This is a genomic window from Nonomuraea sp. NPDC003214 (assembly GCF_053590035.1).
Genome location: NZ_JBSFSX010000009.1, coordinates 129,347 through 146,482, shown reverse-complemented (window position 1 = coordinate 146,482; position 17,136 = coordinate 129,347). Strand labels below are relative to the sequence as shown.

Sequence of the window (17,136 nt, the reverse complement as noted above, 5' to 3'; positions counted from 1 at the left end):
CGCTTTACACCCTCCGTATTCGGTGAGTAACTACTGGTAGCGAACGGTAGACAGAAGGAGCCCGGCACCATGACGGTGAGCTTCACCCCCAACTTGCTGGGGCCGCGGATCGACGACCGCCTGATCGGCTTTCTCGACGAGTGGCAGGCGCCGGTCTCGGACCCGGACGTGGTGGCGGCCTACCGGTTGCTCGTCGAGTTCATCCTGGGCGGCGGCAAGCGCATCCGCCCGCAGCTGTGCTACTGGGGGTGGCGGGGAGCCGGCGGCGTCGACTGCGACGAGATCATCAGCGCGGCGGCCGCCCTTGAGCTGTGCCACGCGGGCCTGCTCATCCACGACGACATCATGGACGGCAGCGATCTGCGCCGCGGCCAGGCCACGGTCCACCGCAGCCTGGCCCGGCTGCACTCCGGGCCCGGCGCCGAGGCGTTCGGGCGGGCGGGCGGCATCCTGCTCGGCACGCTCAGCCTCGCCTGGTCCGACACGCTGCTGTCGTCGTGCGGGGTGGAGCCCGTCCGGCTGCGGGCGGCCCACCACCTGTTCGACACGATGCGCACCGAGGTCATCAGCGGCCAGTATCTGGACATCCTCGCCCAGCTCCGGGCCGGCGTCAGCGTCGAGCAGGCGCTGACCACGATCCGCTACAAGACGGCCAAGTACACCGTGGAGCGGCCGCTGCAGATCGGCGGCGCGCTCGCCGGGGCCGAGGCCGGCCTGCTGCGCGCCTACTCGGAGTTCGGGGTGCCGCTGGGCGAGGCGTTCCAGCTGCGTGACGACGTGCTCGGCATGTTCGGCTCGTCGGGCGAGACCGGCAAGTCGGCGCTCGACGACCTGCGCGAGGGCAAGCAGACCGTCCTCTACGCGCACGCCGTCCAGCGGGCCACGCCCGCCCAGCTCGCCTACCTGCGCGCCTGGCACGGCAACCCCGACCTGACCGAGGAGCACGCCGCCGAGGTGTGCCAGATCATGACCGACACCGGCGCGCTCGCCGAGGTCGAGTCGATGATCGACGATCGGGTCCGCACCGCGGTCCGCGTCCTCGACGCCACGGCCATCGAGGCCGAGGCCCGCGTCGCGCTCACCGTCCTGGCAGCCGAGCTGGCGCACCGCGACAGCTAGACCGGCCCCGGGCACGGCGGGCGCTTCGTGCTGCCCGCCGACGGTCACCGACCGTAACTGAACTTTCCTCTCAGTAACGTCCAACCTTCTCCTGATTGGTGGAGCACGTGACAGAAACGACAGAATCGACCGCACCGGTCAACGGCAACGGCAACGGGCACCAGCTCAGCCTGAGCACCGACGCCGCGCGCAACCTGGCGACGACCACCAAGACCGCGCCCCAGATGCAGGAGATCACCTCCCGGTGGCTGCTCAAGCTGCTGCCCTGGGTGCAGACCTCCGGTGGCGTCTACCGGGTCAACCGCCGCCTGACCTACACGCTGGGCGACGGCCGCATCACCTTCAGCACCACCGGCTCCGAGGTCCGGGTCGTCCCCGCCGAACTGTCCGAACTGCCCATGCTGCGCGGCTACGACGACATCGAGGTCCTCGAAGCGCTCGCCTACCGCTTCGCCCAGCGGGAGGTCGAGCCCGGCGAGGAGATCGTGCGCGAGGACGAGCCGGTCGACCAGCTCGTGCTCATCGCGCACGGCCGTGTCGGCAAGGAGGCCCAGGGCGCCTACGGCGACACGCAGAACCTGGGCGTGCTCGCCGACGGCGACTACCTCGGCGAGCAGTTGCTGTCCGGCGGCGGCCAATGGGAGTTCTCCGCCAAGGCGAAGACCGCCACCACCGTGCTGACGCTGTCGCGGGAGGACTTCCAGCAACTGCTGGACCGCTCGCCAAGCCTGCGCGAGCACCTGGAGGCGTGGCAGGCGGCCAGCGATCGGGCCAGCAACGACTACGGCGAGGCCGCGATCGACATGTCGTCCGGGCACAGCGGCGAGCCCGTGCTGCCCGGCACGTTCGTCGACTACGAGCTGAGCCCGCGTGAATACGAGCTGAGCGTCGCCCAGACCGTCCTGCGCGTGCACAGCCGGGTCTCCGACCTCTACAACCAGCCGATGAACCAGCTCGACCAGCAGCTCAGGCTGACCGTCGAGGCGCTGCGCGAGCGCCAGGAGGACGAGCTGATCAACAACCGCGAGTTCGGCCTGCTGCACAACGCCGACTTCAGCCAGCGGGTGCGCACCCGCACCGGTTCGCCCACCCCCGACGACATGGACGACCTGCTGGCGAAGGTGTGGAAGGAGCCGGCGTTCTTCCTGGCCCACCCGCAGACCATCGCCGCCTTCGGCCGGGAGTGCAGCAAGCGCGGCCTCTACCCGCAGTCGAGCGAGGTCAACGGCCACCGGGTGCCCGCCTGGCGGGGCGTGCCGATCTTCCCGTGCAACAAGATCCCGGTCTCCGGCCGGCGCACCAGCTCGGTGCTGCTCATGCGCACCGGCCAGGAGAACCAGGGCGTGGTCGGCCTGCACCAGACCGGCATCCCCGACGAGTACCAGCCGAGCCTGTCGGTCAGGTTCATGAACATCAACGAGAAGGCCGTCGTGTCCTACCTGGTCAGCGCCTACTACTCGGTCGCCGTCCTGGTGCCCGACGCGCTGGCCGTGCTGGAGGACGTCGAGATCGGGCGCGAGGACTAACAGAGCATTTCCGGCCAGGGATTGGTGGTGTTTCGGTTGTCGGAGTTGGAGGCACGGCTGAGCCTGGACACGGCGGCGGCGCGCAAGCTCGCCACGACGTCCAAGACGGCTCCGCACATGCGGGAGATCTCCCCGCGCTGGCTGCTGCGCGCGCTCCCCTGGGTGGAGCTCGCGGCCGGCACCTACCGGGTGAACCGCCGCCTCACCTACGAGACGGGCGGCGGCCGGGTGGCCTTCTCCCATACGGGGACGCGGCTGCGGGTGGTGCCGCCGAGCCTCACCGAGCTGCCCTTCCTGCACGGGTACGAGGACCGGGCCGTGCTGGAGTCCCTGGCCGGGATGTTCGAGCAGCGCGAGTACGTGCGCGGCGAGGTGATCGCCAGGGAGGGATCGCCGCAGAACGAGCTGATCCTGCTCGCCCACGGCAAGATCGCCAAGCTGTGCACGAGCACGTACGGCAACAGCGTCGCGCGGGGCATGCTGTCGACCGGCGACCACGCCGGCAGCCGTGCGGACAGCCGATCGACGCCGTGGGAGGTCACGCTGGCGGCACGCACCGCCTGCGTCGTGCTGGCCCTGCCCTGGCAGGCGCTGGACGACCTGGCCGCGCGCCGGCCGTCGCTGGGCGAGCACCTCGCGCGGCGACCGGCCGGCCCGGCCAACAAGTACGGCGAGGCGGCGATCGACCTGCTGTCCGGGCACCGCGGCGAGGTCGTGCTGCCGGGCACGTTCGTCGACTACGACCCGGGCCCCCGCGAGTACGAGCTGAGCGTCTCCCAGGCGGTGCTCAGGATGCACACCAGGGTCGCCGACCTGTTCAGCAGCCCGATGGACCAGACCGAGGAGCAGCTCAGGCTCACGATCGAGGCGGTGCGCGAGGCGCAGGAGCGCGAGCTGGTCAACAACCCGGACTTCGGGCTGCTCCACAACGTCGCCCCGGGCCAGCGGCTGACCACCCGCACCGGGCCGCCCACCCCCGCCGACCTCGACGACCTGCTCTGCCGCAGGCGCAAGACCCGCTACTTCCTGGCCAACCCGCTGGCCATCGCCGCGTTCGGCCGGCAGTGCAGCGCCGCCGGCGTCTACATGGACAGCGTCGTGCTCGACGGCAGCACGCTGGCCGCCTGGCGCGGGGTGCCGATCCTGCCCTGCGACAAGATCCCGGTCAGCCGGGCCGGCACCAGCTCGATCCTGGCCATCCGCACGGGCGAGGACGAGCAGGGGGTCGTCGGCCTGCACCAGACCGGCGTCCCCGACGAGCACCGGCCCGGCCTCAGCGTGAAGGTGATGGGCATCGACAAGCGGGGGATCACCACCTACCTGGTCAGCGCCTATTACTCGGCCGCGGTGCTCGTGCCCGACGCGCTGGGCGTGCTCGGGGACGTCGAGGTACACAGCTGACCTTCACCTGATCTTCACAGCCGAACGGAGCCACGATGGCGCAACCCTTTGACCTGCCGGACTTCTACGTCCCGTATCCGGCCCGGCTCAACCCCCACCTTGAGGAGGCCAGGACCCACTCCAAACAGTGGGCCAGGAAGATGGGCATGCTGGAAGGCTCGGGCATCTGGGAGGAGGCCGACCTCGACGCGCACGACTACGCGCTGCTGTGCGCGTACACCCATCCTGACTGCGACGCCACCGAGCTCAGCCTGATCACCGACTGGTACGTGTGGGTCTTCTTCTTCGACGACCACTTTCTCGACGTGTTCAAGCGGACGGGCGACCGCGAGGGCGGCAAGGCGTACCTGGACCGGCTGCCCGCCTTCATGAGCACCGCGAGCCCCGAGCCGGTCAACCCGGTCGAGGCGGGGCTGGCCGACCTGTGGGCGCGCACGGTGCCCGGCACGTCGGCCGACTGGCAGTCGCGTTTCACGGAGAGCACCCTCAACCTGCTGAACGAGTCGCTGTGGGAGCTGTCCAACATCAACGCGGGCCGGGTGCCCAACCCGGTGGAGTACATCGAGATGCGCCGCAAGGTCGGCGGGGCGCCCTGGTCGGCGGGGCTGATCGAACACGCGGCGGGCGCCGAGGTGCCCGCCGTGATCTCCGCCTCGCGGCCGATGCGGGTGCTGCGCGACGCCTTCTCCGACGCCGTCCACCTGCGCAACGACATCTTCTCCTACCAGCGCGAGACGCAGGAGGAGGGCGAGCTGAGCAACGGCATCCTGGTGCTGGAGACGTTCCTCGGCTGCTCGACGCAGGAGGCCGCCGACGCGGTCAACGACCTGCTCACCTCGCGGCTGCAGCAGTTCGAGCACACCGTCGCCGTCGAGCTGGGGCCGCTGTTCGTCGAGCACGGGCTCGACCCGCTGAGCTGCGCCGGCGTGCTCGCCTACGTCAAGGGGCTGCAGGACTGGCAGTCCGGCGGTCACGCCTGGCACCTGCGCTCCAGCCGCTACATGAACCAGAACGCCTCCGCCCCGGCGCTCGGCATGAAGTCGGTCGTCGACCTGCTGGGGCTCAAGCGCGTCAGGTCCTACGCGCACGTGCCGTACGAGAAGGTCGGGCCGCTGCCGGTGCCGGACCTCTACCAGCCGTTCACGCCGGAGCTGTCACCGCACCTGGAGGCCGCCCGGCGCAACGTGGTCACGTGGGCGCACCGGATGGGGCTGCTGGAGGCGCAGCCCGGCATCACCGGCTCGGCCGTGTGGGACGAGGACAAGCTGATCGACTACGACCTGCCGCTCTGCGCCGCCGGGCTGGACCCCGACGCGACGCCCGAGGAGCTCGACCTGTCCTCGGCGTGGCTGGCGTGGGGGACCTACGGCGACGACTACTTCCCCGTCGTGTTCGGCCACGGGCGCAGCCTGGCCGCCGCGCGGGCCACCGTGGAGCGGCTGTCGCTGTTCATGCCGCTCGACGGCGTCACCTACCCGGCGCCCGTCAGCCCGCTGGAGCTGTCGCTGGCCGACCTGTGGGCGCGCTCGGCCGGGCCGATGAGCCAGGGCGCGCGGCGTACGTTCCGGGCGGCCATCGAGAAGATGGCGTCGAGCTGGCTGTGGGAGCTGGCCAACCAGGCCGAGAACCGGGTGCCCGACCCCGTCGACTACGTGGAGATGCGGCGGCTCACCTTCGGCTCGGACCTGACGATGGCCCTGTGCCGACTGGCCCGGGCCGACCGGATCCCGCAGGAGGTCTACGACAGCGGGCCGATGCGCTCGCTGGAGAACTCGGCCCAGGACTACGCGACCCTGCTCAACGACGTCTACTCGTACCAGAAGGAGATCGAGTACGAGGGCGAGCTGCACAACGGGGTGCTGGTCACGCAGTGCTTCTTCGGCTGCGACCGCGACACGGCGCTGCGCATCGTGGTCGACCTGCTGGAGTCGCGGATGCGGCAGTTCCAGCACGTGGCCGCGCACGAGCTGCCGGTCGTGTTCGACGATCTCGGGCTGGGCGACGACGGCCGCAAGGCGGTCGCCGAGTACGTCACCGAGCTGGAGAACTGGATGTCGGGCATCTACGTGTGGCACCGCGACTGCCGCCGTTACGACGAGGAGTCGCTGCGCCGTCACCACCGGCCGCCTCGGCCCAAGCTGGCCGGGCCCACAGGGATCGGCACGTCGGCCGCGCTGATCCTCTAGCCGGTCCTTCGGGTGGTCTTCAGGGCACGGCCACCGGGTGGGATCCGTCGAACCAGCCCATCAGCTCAAGCATGCGGCGCTGGCACGGCGTGACGTTGCGCAGGCGGATCCACCGCTCGGCCGGGGGCAGCGCGGGCAGGGCCAGCACCCGGATGCCCGACAGGTCGACGAACGTGAGGGCGGCGGTGTCGACGGTCAGATGCGGGCAGCCGTCACGCCACAGGGCCAGCGCGCGGGCGAGCGCGGGGCTGTTGGTGATGTCGACCTCGCCGCAGAGGCTCACGGCGGGGTCCGGCGGCGCGGCCAGCACGACGATCCGTAGCTGCTGGTCCTGGTAGAGCAGTCGCTCCATCTGTGCACACCCCCCATCGCTCCGAGTCCGGGGGTCGGTCACCGCAGCAGCGGCAACCGAGAACCAGGTTACACGAACTATGTTTCTCTTTGTAATGTTCGCGAGAAAAATGACCGTTTACAGCACTTTTATAGAAGGAATGGTCCGATGAGCGTTTCACCCCCATCAGGCCGCTGATCGGGGCCGGGCATGCGAAAGCCCCGGCACTGGTGGTGCCGGGGCCGATCAGATTGCCCGTACGCCTGTCACACGCTGGTGCCACGGCCCGGCGGCTCCGGGGCTCCCCGCGTCCGGGGAGGTGCGGGCCGGCCGGGCCGTGCGCGCCACCGGCGCCGCGGGATCAGTCCTCGACGTTGCTCAGGACGTTGCCCTCGACGTCCTGCAGGTGCAGGAAGGTCAGCACGTCGATGTACTTGACCGAGTCGTTGAGGACGTCGTTGGCCAGCGCCACGTCGTCGATGATGGAGAACTGGCTGAGGATCTGCTGGCCGGTGTTGCTGACGTTCGGGCCGACGTCGGCCGAGGCCACGCCCGCGGAGAAGCCGAGCGCGAGACCGCAGATGGCGGCACCGGCGAGAATGCGACGCATCATTTGTAGAACTCCTTCGTAGGAATCGGCGCGGAAAGCGCGTCATCGCGATTGTGTTCGCTGTGCTTTCGAGATGCCTCGGACAACGATCGCGTATCGCGGCTTCGACGGGCAAGGCGAGGCGCCTAAACCTAGGTCAAAACCGATTCACGAGAATCGTCGTGGGCATCGCGCCACCATATGTCCGGATTTATCAGGATTCGTCTGGTGGCTTTGACGGATTTTCTTTCACGTTATGGCCATATGCGCCTCTCGCCTCCCCAAAAGGGTGTTTTGTCCCCATCGGTCGAGAGGAAAGCTCTGGGACAGCAGCGCCGGCATCGAGAGCCGGTGAAACGAGTCGCAGAAGCGGTGGATTGACCATGGAGGCAAGACGCACATTTATCGTGATGGCCCTGGCGTGTGTGTTCACCGGCACGCTGGATTGCGCGCCGGCAGTGGCTCGCGACTGCGGCCCTGAATGCGGGCCGCGTTATTCCGAAACCTTTCACGTGGACCGGGCCGCCGCGGGCGCCATCGCGGTGCGGGCCGCGATCGAGATGATCGGCGTCCCGTACTCATGGGGCGGCGGCGGGGTGGACGGCCCCGGATTCGGCATCGGAAAGGGTGCGAAGACCAAAGGATTCGACTGCTCCGGCCTCACGCAGTACGCGTGGGCCTCGGCCGGGGAACTGATCGGCCGCACCACGAAGGAGCAGTGGCGATCAGGTGCCCGCGTGCCCAAGGAACAGGTGCGGCCCGGGGACCTCGTCTTTTACGACAACGATCCGCGGCGCCCCGGCCCCGAGCACGTCGGCCTGGCCGTCGATCGCGAGCGTATGGTCCACGCCCCCTATACCGGCGCGTTCGTCCGGCTCGACCCGCTGGACCGGCCGACGTTCATGGGAGCCGTCCGGCCGACCGAGGAAAGAGCGGCGGACGCCGGCCTCTGACGCGCGGCCCCGGACGGCCTGCTCGATGGAGCAGGCCCTCCGGGCCGCCCGCCACCCGGCCCGTCGGTGCGCACCGGGCTGCCGTGGCCTCGAGTATCCACGGCCGCCCTTCCGGGAAACGTCCCGGCGTTTCAACCGGGACCCGGGCGGGGTGACGGTTCACCGGCTTCTGCCGGCGAGCTTTTCAGGTCGAGCGCCGATTTCCCGTCGCTCCTAGTCCTCGACGTTGGCCAGCAGGTTCAGCTCGACGTCCTGCAGGTGACCGACGGTGCCCAGGTCGATGTACTTGACCGAGTCGTTCAGGACGTTGTTCAGCGCGGTGACGTCGTCGATGACGCTGAACTGGCCGATGATGCTCTGGCCCGTGTTGCTCGCGCTCGGGCCGACGTCGGCCGAAGCGGCGCCGGCACAGAAGCCCAGCGCGGCGCCCACGATGGCTGCACCGGCAAGAATGCGACGGATCATGTTTCGTTCCTCCATTGATCGGCGCCTGAGAATTTCAGCGCCTTAGTCGTTTCTGCAGGGCTGTGAGGTGCCGCGGATAACAATTGCGGCAGCGCGCCGGAACCGCAACCGGATCTTCTCAGACCGAGGTCAAGGGGCGGCCTCGGTTTCTTGGCGATCGACACCGCCGTCGAACACAAATGCCACGGCCGATCCGCGCAATCGAAACGGCATTTCTTTTGGCCTCACCCGGTGATGACGTAGCCGTTCGCGCACCGGCGGGAAACCGACGATCACCCGCCGCTTGGGAATCGCGCGCGCCCGCAATACGCCGTGAGGTGTAGCGGCGGTGCCGCCTCTGGTCCGACGCGCACCGCCCGGGACGCGGGTCACGATGGCCAGGAGTTCGTTCGGGAACCGGAGGTAAAGATGACTGCGATACGACCGCGTACCCGCAAGTCACTGCTGGTCATCCACATCGTCGCCTCGGTCGCGCTGCTGGGCGAGGTATGGGGACTCGTGGTGCTCAATACTGCGGCGACACTCACGAATGACCTCGCTTTGGCGCACGCCGCCTACCGGTTGATGCCCGCGCTCGTTTTCGCGGGCGGAATACCGCTCAGCATGCTGTCGCTCGTCACCGGCGTCCTGCTCGGGCTGACGAGCCACTGGGGGGTGCTGCGCCACGTCTGGGTCGCGGCCAAGCTGGCGCTGCTGCTCGCCACGATCTGCGCGGGGATGTTCCTGTTCGACCCCGAGGGCATGGCCGCCGCCACCGAAGGCGCCGCCCAGGTGGCCTCCTCACGGCAGTGGGCCCAGGTGGCCGCGCTCGGCTGCCAGCTCGCGATGCTGATGCTGGCGACCGGCCTGTCCGTCTTCAAGCCGCGAACCCGGATGCCACGGCTGCGCCCCGCGAGGTAGGACAGGACCATGGGAACCGATCTGGTCACGGCGGCCGTGGCCCGGGCCGAAGAGGCGTCGTTCGCCTACTCGTGCGATCCGGGCGTCGGCCGCCTCCTCGCCGCGCTCGCCGCCGCCGTCCCCGAAGGCGGGCGCGTCCTGGAGCTCGGCACCGGCGCCGGCGTCGGGCTCGCCTGGCTCGTCAGCGGCCTCCTGCCGCGCACCGACGTCACGGTCACGAGCGTCGAACGCGACCCCGGCCGCGCCGCACTCGCCGCCCGCGACGGCTGGCCCTCCTTCGTCGACCTCCGTACGGGCGACGCCCTGGACCTGCTCGACCGGCTCGGCGCCTTCGACCTGATCTTCGCCGACGCCACGGGCGGCAAGCACGTCGGCCTCGACCGCACCATCGCCGCCCTGCGCCCGCGCGGCATCCTCCTCGTCGACGACCTCGCGCCGGCCCCCGGCTGGGACGACGACCTCATCCGCAAGCAGCGTGCCGTCCGCGACGCCCTGCTCGCCCACGAACGGCTCGTGGCGGTCGAACTCGACCACGCCTCCGGCCTCGTCCTCGCCACCGCCCGCTGACCCTTGCCACCCGCCCTCCCCTGCGCGGCACCCCCACCCGACGCCCTGCCCTGGGCGGCACCCACCACGTGCCCTCCCTTTGCGGCACTCGCCGCTCAGCCCAGAAGCCGGGGTGCGGGTGGGGAGCGGCCCACACCCCCGGCGGGCCGCGCGGGAGCCGCCCGGGAGCCGCCCGGGAAGCCCCGCCCGGGACCCCGCCCCGAAGCCGCCCGGGAGCCGCCCCGGAGCCGCCCGGAAACCGCCTGGGTGCCGCCCGGGAACCGCCGGGGAGCCGCCCGGGAAGCCCCGCCCGAGACCCCGCCCGGGAGCCCGCCAGGGAGCCGTCCAAGGGGGTCAGTCGGAGAGGCGGTCGAGGGCTTCGGAGAGGCGGCGGAGGGCGGCGAGGGTGTCGCGGGCGGCGGGCAGCCCCAGCTCGGCCACCAGCCGGTCGGCGAGCTCCTGGTGGGCGGGATCGATACGGGCGATGGCGGCCCGCCCCTCCGGGGTGGGATTGAGCAGCTTGGCCCGCCGGTGCGCCGGGTTGGGCAGGTATTCGGCCAGCCCCTTCTCCACCAACAGGTCGGCGATCCGCTGGACGCCCTGGCGGCTCATGCCCATCACCCTGGCCACCCCCGAGACCGGCAGCGGCTCGTGCAGGATGGCGCCCAGCACCTGCCACCAGGCGGCGGTGAGTCCGGCGGGCCTGGCCAGCTTCTCGGCGACGTCGAGGAACTGACCGTTGAGCCGGAAGACCGTCAACGCGCTGCCCGACAGCAGCTCGCCCGTTTCGCTCATGCCGCCATCAGCACCTCGTACGCCGACGCGTCGCTCTTGGCGAAGAGCCGGTACCAGGCGTCGAGCACCTCGGGCGTGTAGACGTCGAGCCGGCGGAAGATCTCGCGGGCGAAGGCGACGGGCTCGGTGGGCCCGGCGGTGATCAGGTCGCCGTCGAGCACCGCGTCGCGGTCCTGGTAGCGCTTGGCGCCCCCGTACCCCTGCTGGGCCTCCAGGTACTGCACCACGGCGCTCGTGTGGTCGCGGTCGTCGAGCAGCCCTTCGCGGGCGATCCCGGCGACGGCGCCGCAGATGGCGGCGACGGGCACCCCGGCGTCGAGGAACGCGCGTGCCTTGCGGGCGTAGGGGGCGAGGTCGTCGCCGGCGTCCCACAGGTCGGCGCCGGGCAGGATGAGCAGGCTGCTGTCCTGCGGCGTGAGCGCGTCGAGCGTCAGGTCGGGAACGATCCGCATGCCGCCGGAGGTGGTCACGGGCTCGCCGGTGAGCCCGACCGTGACGATCTCATAACTGCCGGGCTCCCGGTGGAAGCGGCCACTGCGCAGGTGGGCGGTGGCGTGCCCGGTCTCCCAGTCGGCCAGAGTGTCGTAAACGGCTACATGCACGGGCTTTGTCTTCGTCGTCATGACAACATACTGTCATAACGACAACATGCTGTCAACTCCAACCCGTGCGAGGATAGGCGCATGGCAGAGATCGTCGGCGGAGGACCTCCGGTCAACGACGCCGAGCGGCGGGTGATCACCTACCTCCGGGATCACGCGCCGGCCGACTGGCTGCTGCTGCACAACGTCGAGGTTCCGCGCGGAGACGACGTCTTCGAGGTCGACCTCCTCGTGCTCACCGGCCACTCGCTCGTCGTCGTCGACGTCAAAGGCACCCGCGGCCGCATCGAGGTGTCGGGTTCGCGGTGGTTCCCGCCGCGGCGGGAGGCGTTCGGCTCGCCGGTGGCCAAGCTGCGCGGCACCGCCAAGGCGCTCAAGGGACTGCTCGTCTCCAGAGCCACACAGCTCGAACGCGTCTACGTCGACAGCCTCGTGGTGCTCACCTCGCCCGACGCCCAGCTCGTCGACCCCGCCGGGCGCGACGCCGTCAACGTCACCGACCTGCCCCGGCTCATCGCCACGCTGAGCGACGTCTCCCGGGTCAGGCGCGGGTGCAGCCCCGACGCCAAGCCCTACTTCGCCGCGATCCTCGACGCGCTCAACCAGACCGTACGGCGCAGCACAGCGCCCCCGCGCTACGGCAACTGGGAGGTCGAGGAGCAGCTCGGCGGCGACGCCAGGATCACCGAATACCGCGCCTTCAACGCCACCCTGCCCGGCAGCGAGACCGTGCTGCTGCGCGTCTACCAGGCCGACCCGCTGGCCGACCAGGAGTCACGGGCCGCCGAGCGGCAGCGCATCGCCAACGCCTACCAGTCGCTGGCCCGCATCCCGCCCCACCCGAGCCTGGTGCGCCCGCGCGACTTCTTCGCCATCGACGACGAGAGCCGGTTCGTGCTGGTGCTCGACGACGTCCACGGCCAGGCCCTCCACCTGCGGCTCGGCCAGGGCGTACGCCTGACCGTGATCCAGGACATGCTGAGCGGCCTGGCCCACGCGCACGCCCACGGTGTCATCCACCGCGCGCTCACCCCGGCCAGCGTGCTGGTGACCGACGACGGGCACGCGGTGCTGACCGGGTTCGACTACGCCAAGCCGGGGCCGCGCAACTACACCGTCGCCCACGAGCTGCACAACGTGCTCGACGCCCACTACGTCGCGCCCGAATGCCACGAACGGCCCGACCGGATGACGGCCGCCTCCGACGTCTACGCCGCCGGCGTGATCGCCTACCAGCTCCTCACCGGCGACCTGCCCGCCGGCCCCGACGCGCACGGCCCCGACGTGCCCGACGTGGTCCGGCGCATGCTCGACCACACCCCGGCCAAGCGCCCCACAGCGGCCGAGGCGCTCGACATCCTCCGCCACCCGCCGGCGCCCGCCCCCGAATCCCGGCTCAGACGCCTCGTCCGCCGCTTCGTCCCGGGCTCCTGACCTGCATACATACATTTCCTGATATTCGTACGTTCGCGATATCGCTATTAGACATGAGCTGATCACGTCTGGTTTGCTCCTGCCCTCTGACAGCGAACCGCGAAGGACTTGACATGCTCCGTTCCCGGCAGGCCCTGCGATCGGCCGCCCTGGCACTCTCCCTCCTCGCCGGCGGCGCCACCCTCCCGGCCACCGCCGCGCCCGCGACCGCCGCCGCCGTGCACCTCACACCCGGCGCGACGGCCAAGAAGGAACTACGCGCCCTGGAAGCCGCCTTCCAGGGACGCATCGGCGCGTACGCCGTCGACACCGCCACCGGCCGGACCGTCGCCTACCGCTCGGCCGAACGCTTCCCGCTGCTGTCCACGTTCAAGGCCCTGCTCTGCGGCGCCGTCCTCCACAAGGCGCGCACCGCCGAGCCCGGGCTGCTCGCCAAGCGCCTCCACTGGACCGCCGACGACCTCGTGACGCACTCCCCCGTCACCGAGAAGCACGTCAAGGACGGCCTGACCGTGGCCGCCCTGTGCGAAGCCACCATCACCACCAGCGACAACACCGCCGCCAACGTGCTCCTCAAGGAGATCGGCGGGCCCGCCGCCGTCACCCGCTACCTGCGCACGCTCAAGGACCCCATCTCGCGGCTCGACCGTACGGAGCCCACGCTCAACGACTGGACGCCCAAGGAGAAGCGCGACACCACCACCCCCGCCGCCGCAGCCCGCGACCTGCGCGCCCTCACCGTCGGCGACGCCCTACACCCCAAGGACCGGCACCAGCTCAACGCCTGGCTGATCGCCAACCAGACCGGTGACACCCGCATCCGCGCCGGCCTGCCCAAGACGTGGCGCATCGGCGACAAGACCGGCACCAACGGGTCCCGCGGGCTCGCCAACGACATCGCCGTCATCTGGCCCGCCAAGGCTTCCGCGCCGATCATCATGACCATCTACACCAACCGCACCGACCCGGCCGACCCGGTGGACGACAAGGTCATCGCCTCCACGGCCACCATCCTCGCCCGCGCCCTCAACACCCTCTGACCCCCTGGCCGACAAGCCCCTCCCCAAAGGGGCCCCGTACCCACGGAGGCGCGGCGCCGCGCCCGAGGGGGCAGGCGCCCCCGGGAGAAGCGGGTGCCCCCGCGAGGGCGGGCGCGCCCTCGGGAGAAGCGGGTGCCGTGCCTAAGGGCGGCGGGCCGCCTCCCCGAAAGGGCCCCTGCCTGAAGGGCCGCATGCCCCGCGGAGATGGTGGAGCCACGCCCCGGGAGGGCCGGTACGACCCCCGGGAGGGCGGCTGCCGTGCCTTGGGCGGCGGCTTGCCCTCGTGGAAGGGCGGCGTGTCCCGTTGGGTCGCGCGCTCCCGTGGGGGCCGGGTGGGGCCGAGGGTGTGCATGGGCGGGTGGCGGTCCCTTTCGGGAACGTGCGCCACTTCGGCGGGGGTGGCCGTGTCGGCGGGGTGGCCGCGCCGGGGGTGGGGGCGTTGGGCGGTGGGGCGTACGGGTTAGGCGGGGAGGGTGCGGCGGAGGGCGGTGGCGTGGGCCTGGTAGTCGAGGGCGAGGCCGGTGCGGCCGGCGGAGAGGTGGAGGTCGGCGAGCAGTTGGGTGGTGGAGGCTTCGCCGCTGCGGTCGCCGAGTTCGCGGAAGACGAGGAGGGAGCGTTCGAGGCCGGCGGAGGCGGGGGCGAGGTCGCCGCGGGCGACCTGGAGGCCGGCGAGGCTTTGCAGGGCGTAGGCGCCGCAGTGCCGGTCGCCGAGGGATTCGAAGATCTCCAGGGCGTGGCGGTGGAAGGACATGGCCTGGTGGAGGTGGCCCATCTGGAGGCAGACGCAGCCTTCGCGGTGGGAGTCGCCGAGCTCCTGGGCGAGGCGCATGGCCTGGGTGAGGGATTCGGACGCCTGGGCGAGGTCGCCGGCGCGCAGGCAGGCGCGGCCGATGGCCTGGCGGGCGAACGCCTCGCCGTGCTGGTCGCCGGCGGCGAGGAACATGGCGAGGGCGCGGCGGAAGTGGCCGAGGGAGCGGGCGTGGCGGCCGCGGAACTGGTGGACGGCGCCGAGCCCGCAGACGGAGGTGGCTTCGGCGCGGAGGTCGCCGAGGTCGTGGAAGAGGCGACGGGAGCGGGTGAAGCCGTCGGCGGCCTCCTCGTACCGGTCGCGGTAGAGGGCGACCTGGGCGAGGCCGCGGAGCATGGCGGCTTCGCCGTACGTGTCGCCGGCGGTGCGGGCGGCGGCCAGGGCGGCGGTGTGGGTGCGCTGCCAGGTGTCGAGGTGGCAGCGCAGGTCGAGGTAGGGAACCATGGCGGCGGCCAGGCCCCAGGCGGAGGCGGCGAGGCCGGTGCGGGCGGCGACGGTGACGGCGGCGGCGAGCGTGTCGTGCTCGGCTTCGAACCAGGAGAGCGGGTCGGCGGTGAGCCGGTCGAGGAGGGGTTCGGGGAGCCGCCAGCGGGGGGCGTCGGCGGCGGTGAGGCCGAAGACGGTGGTGGGCAGGCGGGCTCGGGCGTGTTCGGTGGTGGCGGTCCAGGCGGCGAGGACGCGGGCGAGTCCGTCGCGGTGGGGGGTGCGTGAGGTGGAGTGCTGGCGGATGAGGTCGGGCAGGCGGTAGCGGGGCTGGCCGACGGGGTCGGTGCCGACGAGTTCGAGGAGGTTGACGTCCACGAGCAGGTCGGTGACGTCGTCGGCGCGGTGCCGGTCGAGGGCGGCGGCGACGACCCAGCCGGGCTGGGGCGCGGCGCCGAGCAGACCGAGGGTGGCGAGGGTGCGGGCGGCCTCGGCGGGCAGGTGGCTGTAGCTGCGGTCGAGGCGGGCGCGTACTTCTTCGAGTTCGCCGAGGCGGTCGTCCTGGAGGCGTTGCCGCAGGACGGACAGGGACCAGCCGGGGCGTCCGGCGAGGCGGGCGCCGGCGCTGCGGAGGGCGAGGGGGAGCCGGCCGCAGGCGGTGACGATGGCGAGCGCGTCGGCGCGTTCGCGGGCGACCCGGTCAGGGCCGGCGATCCGGGCGAGGAGGCGCAGGGCGTCGTCCTCGGGCAGTTCGGCGAGGGTGACGTGGCGGGCGCCCGGCAGTTCGGTGATGCGGCGTCTGCTGGTGATGATGACGGCGCTGTCGTTGCCGGGGAGCAGGGGGCGTACCTGGGCGGCGTCGAGGGCGTCGTCGAGCAGGACGAGCATGGGGCGTTCGGCGAGCAGGGAGCGGAGGAGGGCGGAGCGTTCGTGGAGGGTGGGCGGGGGGCGTTCGGCGCCGAGGGCGCGGAGGGCTTCGGCGAGCAGGTCGGCGGGGTGCCTGCCGCCGAGGTCGAGGTGGAGCTGTCCGTGGGGGAAGCGGGGCCGGAGGAGGTGCGCGGCGCGTACGGCGAGGGCGCTCTTCCCGGCGCCGGGCGGGCCGGTGATCACGGCGACGGCGGCGGGGCGCGGGCGGGTGAGTGCGGCGAGTTCGGGCTCGCGGCCGGTGAAGTCGGGGATGTCCGGGGGGAGCTGGTGCGGGGTGGTGGGGAGGGAGTCGTCGGCGAGGACGGTCTCGTAGGCGCGGCGGAGCTCGATGCCGGGTTCGACGCCGAGTTCGTCGACGAGGCGGGCGCGGATGCCGGCGTAGGCGCGTAACGCCTCGGCTTTGCGTCCGCCGGCGTGGAGGGCGAGGATGAGGCGGCCCCACAGGTCCTCGCGGTAGGGGTGCTCGGCGAGGAGGGCGCGCAGTTCGCGGACGGCTCCGGCGTGGTCGGCCCGGTCGAGGCGCTGGGCGATGAGTTGTTCGGCGGCGCGGAGCCGTGCTTCGTGGAGGGGGTCGAGGCGGCGTTCCCACAGGGGGCTGCCGGGCAGGTCGGCGAGGGGGGCGCCGCGCCAGAGGGCGAGGGCGTCGGCGTAGCGGCCGTGTTCGACGTGGTCCTGGAAGACGAGCAGGTCGAGCGCGCCGACGGGGACGTCGATGGCGTAGCCGGATCCGGCGCCGCGCAGGGCGTCGCCGGCGCGGGCGGCGCGGGACAGGTCGGCGCGCAGGGAGCTGACGTAGGTGCGCAGGTTGGCCTGGGCGGAGCGGGGCGGGCGCTGCGGCCAGAGGACCTCGGCGAGCTGGTCGCCGCCGACGACCCGGCCGGCGTCGAGCAGCAGGGTGGCGAGCAGCAGCCGTGGCTTCCTGCCGGAGATCCGGACGGGGCGTCCCGCTGACCGGACTTCCAGCGGCCCGAGCACGTGAAAAGTGACCGTCATGACCGCATCAGCTCCTCTTTGGAGGCCTGACAGCTTTTTGTATCGGTTCTGGATGTTCTTTGTGCGGTGAATCTCGACCCTGGGTTCAGAGCCCCTCC

Annotated in this window: 15 protein-coding genes; 9 read left to right on the top strand and 6 right to left on the bottom strand. The window is 71.5% G+C overall.

Features of this window, described 5'->3' with window-relative positions:
* Window positions 1-69: 69 nt before the first annotated feature.
* The 4 genes from ACWDXC_RS28610 (at window position 70) to ACWDXC_RS28595 (ending at window position 6,232) form a co-directional block, all read left to right on the top strand.
* Window positions 70-1,119 (top strand): polyprenyl synthetase family protein, encoded by a 1,050-nt coding sequence (locus ACWDXC_RS28610; RefSeq protein WP_449986763.1) that lies wholly within the window; start codon window positions 70-72, stop codon window positions 1,117-1,119.
* Between the two features lie 107 nt (window positions 1,120-1,226).
* Window positions 1,227-2,645, top strand: coding sequence for a family 2B encapsulin nanocompartment shell protein (locus ACWDXC_RS28605; protein WP_449986761.1), 1,419 nt, complete (start codon window positions 1,227-1,229; stop codon window positions 2,643-2,645).
* Window positions 2,646-2,681: 36 nt separating this feature from the next.
* Entirely contained in the window at window positions 2,682-4,046 is a 1,365-nt protein-coding gene (locus ACWDXC_RS28600) for a family 2B encapsulin nanocompartment shell protein (RefSeq protein WP_449986759.1), read from the top strand.
* Window positions 4,047-4,081: 35 nt separating this feature from the next.
* Complete coding sequence (locus ACWDXC_RS28595) at window positions 4,082-6,232, top strand: terpene synthase family protein (protein WP_449986757.1); 2,151 nt, start codon at window positions 4,082-4,084, stop codon at window positions 6,230-6,232.
* A 19-nt stretch (window positions 6,233-6,251) separates the two neighbouring features.
* Here ACWDXC_RS28595 and ACWDXC_RS28590 read toward each other — a convergent pair whose 3' ends face one another.
* Window positions 6,252-6,584, bottom strand: a complete 333-nt coding sequence (locus ACWDXC_RS28590; protein WP_364171278.1) for an STAS domain-containing protein — start codon at window positions 6,582-6,584, stop codon at window positions 6,252-6,254.
* Between the two features lie 340 nt (window positions 6,585-6,924).
* Window positions 6,925-7,176 carry a hypothetical protein gene (locus ACWDXC_RS28585; RefSeq protein ID WP_219501509.1) on the bottom strand — a complete coding sequence of 84 codons (252 nt, stop codon included), beginning with the start codon at window positions 7,174-7,176 and terminating at the stop codon, window positions 6,925-6,927.
* Between the two features lie 359 nt (window positions 7,177-7,535).
* On the opposite strand from ACWDXC_RS28585, the gene ACWDXC_RS28580 reads away from it, so the two are divergent.
* A complete protein-coding gene (locus ACWDXC_RS28580) occupies window positions 7,536-8,105 on the top strand; it encodes a C40 family peptidase (RefSeq protein ID WP_449986755.1) in 570 nt (189 codons plus the stop codon).
* A gap of 213 nt (window positions 8,106-8,318) precedes the next feature.
* Here the strand turns inward: ACWDXC_RS28580 and ACWDXC_RS28575 are convergent, their stop codons facing one another.
* Window positions 8,319-8,570, bottom strand: a complete 252-nt coding sequence (locus ACWDXC_RS28575; RefSeq protein ID WP_219501505.1) for a hypothetical protein — start codon at window positions 8,568-8,570, stop codon at window positions 8,319-8,321.
* 408 nt (window positions 8,571-8,978) lie between these two features.
* Between ACWDXC_RS28575 and ACWDXC_RS28570 the strand changes: the two genes are divergently transcribed.
* Together ACWDXC_RS28570 and ACWDXC_RS28565 are read left to right on the top strand one after the other, a co-directional pair.
* Window positions 8,979-9,470, top strand: a complete 492-nt coding sequence (locus ACWDXC_RS28570; RefSeq protein WP_449986753.1) for a hypothetical protein — start codon at window positions 8,979-8,981, stop codon at window positions 9,468-9,470.
* A gap of 9 nt (window positions 9,471-9,479) precedes the next feature.
* On the top strand, window positions 9,480-10,037 hold the full coding sequence (locus tag ACWDXC_RS28565; protein WP_449986752.1) for an O-methyltransferase: 558 nt from the start codon (window positions 9,480-9,482) through the stop codon (window positions 10,035-10,037).
* A 333-nt stretch (window positions 10,038-10,370) separates the two neighbouring features.
* Here ACWDXC_RS28565 and ACWDXC_RS28560 read toward each other — a convergent pair whose 3' ends face one another.
* Both ACWDXC_RS28560 and ACWDXC_RS28555 read right to left on the bottom strand, forming a co-directional pair.
* A complete protein-coding gene (locus tag ACWDXC_RS28560; protein ID WP_357583141.1) occupies window positions 10,371-10,811 on the bottom strand; it encodes a MarR family winged helix-turn-helix transcriptional regulator in 441 nt (146 codons plus the stop codon).
* Window positions 10,808-11,434, bottom strand: a complete 627-nt coding sequence (locus ACWDXC_RS28555; protein ID WP_449986750.1) for a type 1 glutamine amidotransferase family protein — start codon at window positions 11,432-11,434, stop codon at window positions 10,808-10,810. The genes ACWDXC_RS28560 and ACWDXC_RS28555 overlap by 4 nt, the downstream gene beginning before the upstream one ends.
* A gap of 60 nt (window positions 11,435-11,494) precedes the next feature.
* Between ACWDXC_RS28555 and mads6 the strand changes: the two genes are divergently transcribed.
* Window positions 11,495-12,847, top strand: coding sequence for a methylation-associated defense system protein kinase MAD6 (gene mads6, locus ACWDXC_RS28550; RefSeq protein WP_219501494.1), 1,353 nt, complete (start codon window positions 11,495-11,497; stop codon window positions 12,845-12,847).
* 113 nt (window positions 12,848-12,960) lie between these two features.
* A complete protein-coding gene (bla, locus tag ACWDXC_RS28545) occupies window positions 12,961-13,887 on the top strand; it encodes a class A beta-lactamase (protein ID WP_449986748.1) in 927 nt (308 codons plus the stop codon).
* A 460-nt stretch (window positions 13,888-14,347) separates the two neighbouring features.
* Here bla and ACWDXC_RS28540 read toward each other — a convergent pair whose 3' ends face one another.
* Window positions 14,348-17,038, bottom strand: coding sequence for a BTAD domain-containing putative transcriptional regulator (locus ACWDXC_RS28540; protein ID WP_449986747.1), 2,691 nt, complete (start codon window positions 17,036-17,038; stop codon window positions 14,348-14,350).
* Between the last annotated feature and the right edge of the window lie 98 nt (window positions 17,039-17,136).